This is a genomic window from Nesterenkonia massiliensis (assembly GCF_000455245.1).
Lineage (GTDB): Bacteria > Actinomycetota > Actinomycetes > Actinomycetales > Micrococcaceae > Nesterenkonia > Nesterenkonia rhizosphaerae.
This window is the reverse complement of record NZ_HG005175.1, coordinates 13887-17437: the sequence shown is the minus strand read 5'-3', so window position 1 is coordinate 17437 and position 3551 is coordinate 13887. Positions and strand designations below refer to the sequence as shown.

General features: G+C 63.4%; 4 protein-coding genes and 1 tRNA gene. 3 read left to right on the top strand and 2 right to left on the bottom strand.

Going from position 1 to position 3551, the window contains the following annotated elements; genetic code table 11:
* Positions 1-15 precede the first annotated feature (15 nt).
* Together TX78_RS11890 and TX78_RS13850 are read left to right on the top strand one after the other, a co-directional pair.
* A tRNA-Pro gene (locus TX78_RS11890) sits at positions 16-92 on the top strand.
* 90 nt (positions 93-182) lie between these two features.
* Positions 183-347 carry a hypothetical protein gene (locus TX78_RS13850; protein WP_158644346.1) on the top strand — a complete coding sequence of 55 codons (165 nt, stop codon included), beginning with the start codon at positions 183-185 and terminating at the stop codon, positions 345-347.
* Between the two features lie 55 nt (positions 348-402).
* Here the strand turns inward: TX78_RS13850 and TX78_RS11880 are convergent, their stop codons facing one another.
* A complete protein-coding gene (locus TX78_RS11880; RefSeq protein WP_044496513.1) occupies positions 403-852 on the bottom strand; it encodes a hypothetical protein in 450 nt (149 codons plus the stop codon).
* Positions 853-917: 65 nt separating this feature from the next.
* Between TX78_RS11880 and TX78_RS11875 the strand changes: the two genes are divergently transcribed.
* Positions 918-2213: a serine hydrolase gene (locus TX78_RS11875; RefSeq protein ID WP_158644345.1), complete on the top strand. Its 1296-nt coding sequence runs from the start codon at positions 918-920 to the stop codon at positions 2211-2213.
* Between the two features lie 126 nt (positions 2214-2339).
* On the opposite strand, the gene der is transcribed toward TX78_RS11875, so the two are convergent.
* A partial coding sequence (gene der, locus TX78_RS11870) for a ribosome biogenesis GTPase Der (protein ID WP_044496511.1) occupies positions 2340-3551 on the bottom strand: 1212 nt, incomplete at its 5' end.

The window sequence follows — 3551 nt, the reverse complement described above, 5'->3', positions numbered from 1 at the left end:
GGAATGTCACGGTTTCGGGCTATAGCGCAGCTTGGTAGCGCGTCCGTCTGGGGGACGGAAGGTCGTGGGTTCAAATCCCGCTAGCCCGACCAGCACCAAAAAGCCCCTGCTTCCCAGCAATCATGCGGAAGACAGGGGCTTTTTATGCACTTTGCACTCTCTCCCACCGGCTCTATGTTTTAGTGATAAATCTCAATATCCCAGAACCGCAGAGCCTGGACGCGGAGGGTCGCCGTCAAACGCATTTCGCCTTCGCATCGGTTGAGGTTCCGGAATCAGGCACTTATGAGCTGGAGTGCGATCTCGACGCTGAGACGCTGATCCTGCTCATGGAACCCGACTCCTAGGCCCTGCCCCTGCAGGAGGGCGCTCAGTCTCACCCGAAGTGCACCCGCTAACCCGTTAATCTCTCGCCACTTGCGCGACGCGCCGCAGATCAGCCCGCTGGGTACGGCCCATCAGCCGGTACGCCATCTCCCATTCCTGCGGACGGGCCAGCACCGGTCCTTGCCACTGATCCCCCGCGCGGGCCGGTATGTGCACCAACCCCTCGAGGCTTTCGATCGTGAATCGGGAAATGATGTCGATGGCGTGGTCCTCAGCGCTCACCCCGAATAACCCCGCGGCGCGGAAGACGCCTGCCGGTCCTAGCCGCTCATAGCGGCACTCCAGCGCTTCCAGGACCTCCTGAACCGCCTCGGGTGCCACATCGGTGAGCAGATCCCAGTCCTGGACATCCTCCACCAGACCCAAAGAAGCGAGCACCGCCGAACCGTCCACCACGCCGTGTATACCCCGGGCCGCGAACTTCTGCTGGATCTCCACGATCAAAGACAGGGGCGGCTGTTTCATGCATGGCATCCTACGCGCCGTCGAAATCCCAGGGATTCAGCCCTCATCCTTTTACTCTGATCCCTATGCACTCGCGTCTTCCCCTTTTAGCGAGTGTGCCTGGGAAATCTGTTGCCGGTGCGCTGAGCGCTGCACTGCTGATCACCGGATGCACACCGCTTGCTGAATCATCCGCTGCCTTTGGCGCGCCCCTTTCTGCCGAACCTGCAGTCCTGACTGTCAGCCAGCAGTCCCCGAGCCCGGACTCAGCTGCCGCCACCTCGCCGGAGGAACTATCAGCACGCGCCGCGGCCAGCTCCCTGGCGGCCCGGCTGAGTGCTTCCTACCAGAGCACACAGTCCCAGTCAGCAGCAGCCACCTCCGAGCACGCCAGCACTGTGACGAATCCGCAGCAGGGATTCACTGAAAGGGTACTGCCGCGCAATGAGGTCCGGTCATTCGCCGCCTCGCTGGCGCAGGCACACCACGCAGCCCAAGAAGAAGCTGCCGAACAAGCTCGCCAGCAGCGCGAAGCCGAAGAACGTGCTGAACGAGAACGCGCACAACAGGAAAGCGCAGAACAGCAGCGCGCCGAGGCCGAGGACCAAGAGTCCGCCGCCGAACGGGCCCCTCAGGCAGAACCAGCGCCCACTGCTGAGCCGACTCCCCCGCCGTCGTTCTCTGAGCCCACGGTTTTCACCGGTGACCTCAGCGCCTATCTGGCTCAGCTGGCGGCTAGCTACCCTGGACAGATCTCCATCAGCGTGGCCGAGCTCGGCGGACAGGGGCGCCGCGCCTCAGTAGGCGGGGACACCCGCTACACCACCGCCAGCACCTATAAGCTCTACCTGGCCTACAGCATCCTGCGCCGGGTAGAGGCCGGCAGCCTCAGCTGGGATGAACCCGTCACCGGGGGCCGCAATGTTGCCCAGTGCTTCCAGGACATGATCGTGCTCAGCGATAACCCCTGCCCCGAGGTGCTGGGCCCCAAGCTCGGCTGGCCCAGTATCTACGACGACGCCCGCGCAGCAGGTGCCACCGGCACCGGGCCCGGTGAGGGCAACTCCGGCATCAAGACCACCACCGACGACCTCACCGCCCTGTTGCTGCGTCTGGAGTCAGGGCAGCTGAACATGAGCACAGGCAGCCATGACCGGCTGCGCAATGCTCTGGGCGCCAATATCCACCGCCAAGGGATCCCCGCCGGCAGTACCGGGCAGGTACTGAATAAGCCTGGCTTCATCAACGGCTACCTCCACGACGCCGCCATTGTGCGCCATCCCGGAGGCAGCTATGTCATCAGCATCATGAGCGAAGGCTCCAGCTGGGACGCCCTGGCCGGAATCACCCGCGATGTCGAGACAGCCCTGGGCTACCGCTAGCCGATACGCATACGGTGGCGCACTCTGACCGTATTCGGCTCCTCAACAAGCCAGAAATAACGTCAAACTGCGCCACCGTATGAAACAGACACACCAGCTGCGTCCTGTGGGCCTACGTCAAGCAGCTTATTTGCGGCGCTTGCGCTTTTCGCGCACCCGCATCTGCACCTCAATGGGCGTACCAGTGAAGTCGAAGGTCTCGCGCAGTCGGCGGGTGATGAACCGCCGGTAGCCGGGGTCCAGGAATCCAGTGGTAAACAGCACGAACTTCGGCGGACGCGAGGCAGGCTGGGTCGCGAAGAGAATGCGTGGCTGCTTACCGCCACGCACCGGATGCGGATGAGCCGCCACCAGTTCGCCGAGGAAGGCGTTGAGCCGACCAGTGGAGATCCGCTGCTCCCAGTTGGTCAGCGAAGTGGACAGCGCAGGTGCCAGCTTGTCCTTGTGCCAACCGGTCTTCGCCGAGACATTGACCCGCGGTGCCCAGGCCACATGGCCCAGATCTCGTTCGATCTCCCGCTCCAAGTAGTACCGGCGCTCTTCATCAAGCAGGTCCCATTTGTTATAGGCCAGCACCAGGGCGCGTCCGGAGTCCACGGCCATCTGGATGATGCGCACATCCTGCTCGGAGACCGGCTCATCAACAGCCAGCAGCACCACCGCCACCTCGGCCTTATCCAGAGCGCGCTGAGTGCGCAGCATGGCGTAGTACTCCGAACCGGAGGCCATATGCTGACGACGCCGAATGCCGGCGGTATCCACAAAGCGCCACTGCTCGCCACCAAGCTCAATCAGCTCATCCACCGGATCACGCGTGGTGCCGGCGACATTGTCCACCACCACGCGCTCAGACCCGGCCAACTTATTCAGCAGCGAGGACTTGCCCACATTGGGACGTCCCACCAGGGCCACGCGGCGCGGACCGCCCAGCGGGATCATTCCCCCGTGCTGAGCGGTATCCGGCAGTGCCTTCATTGCGGCATCCAGCAGGTCACCGGTACCGGTGCCGTGCAATGCTGAGACCGGGAACGGCTCGCCGAGGCCGAGGTTCCACAGCGGGTAGACCTCGCTCATCTGGACAGTGGAATCGATCTTATTGGCCGCCAGCAGCACCGGCTTCTTCTTCCGGCGCAGCATCTTGACCACGGCTTCATCCACCGCGGTGGCGCCCACCAGGCCATCGAGCACAAAGACAACGGCGTCGGCCTCGTCCACGGCGATCTCTGCCTGTTCGGCCACGCGCTTATGGATGCCCTTGGCATCAGCCTCCCAACCGCCGGTGTCCACCAGGGTGAAGTCCTTGCCGTTCCATTCCGCGTCATAGGAGACGCAGTCCCG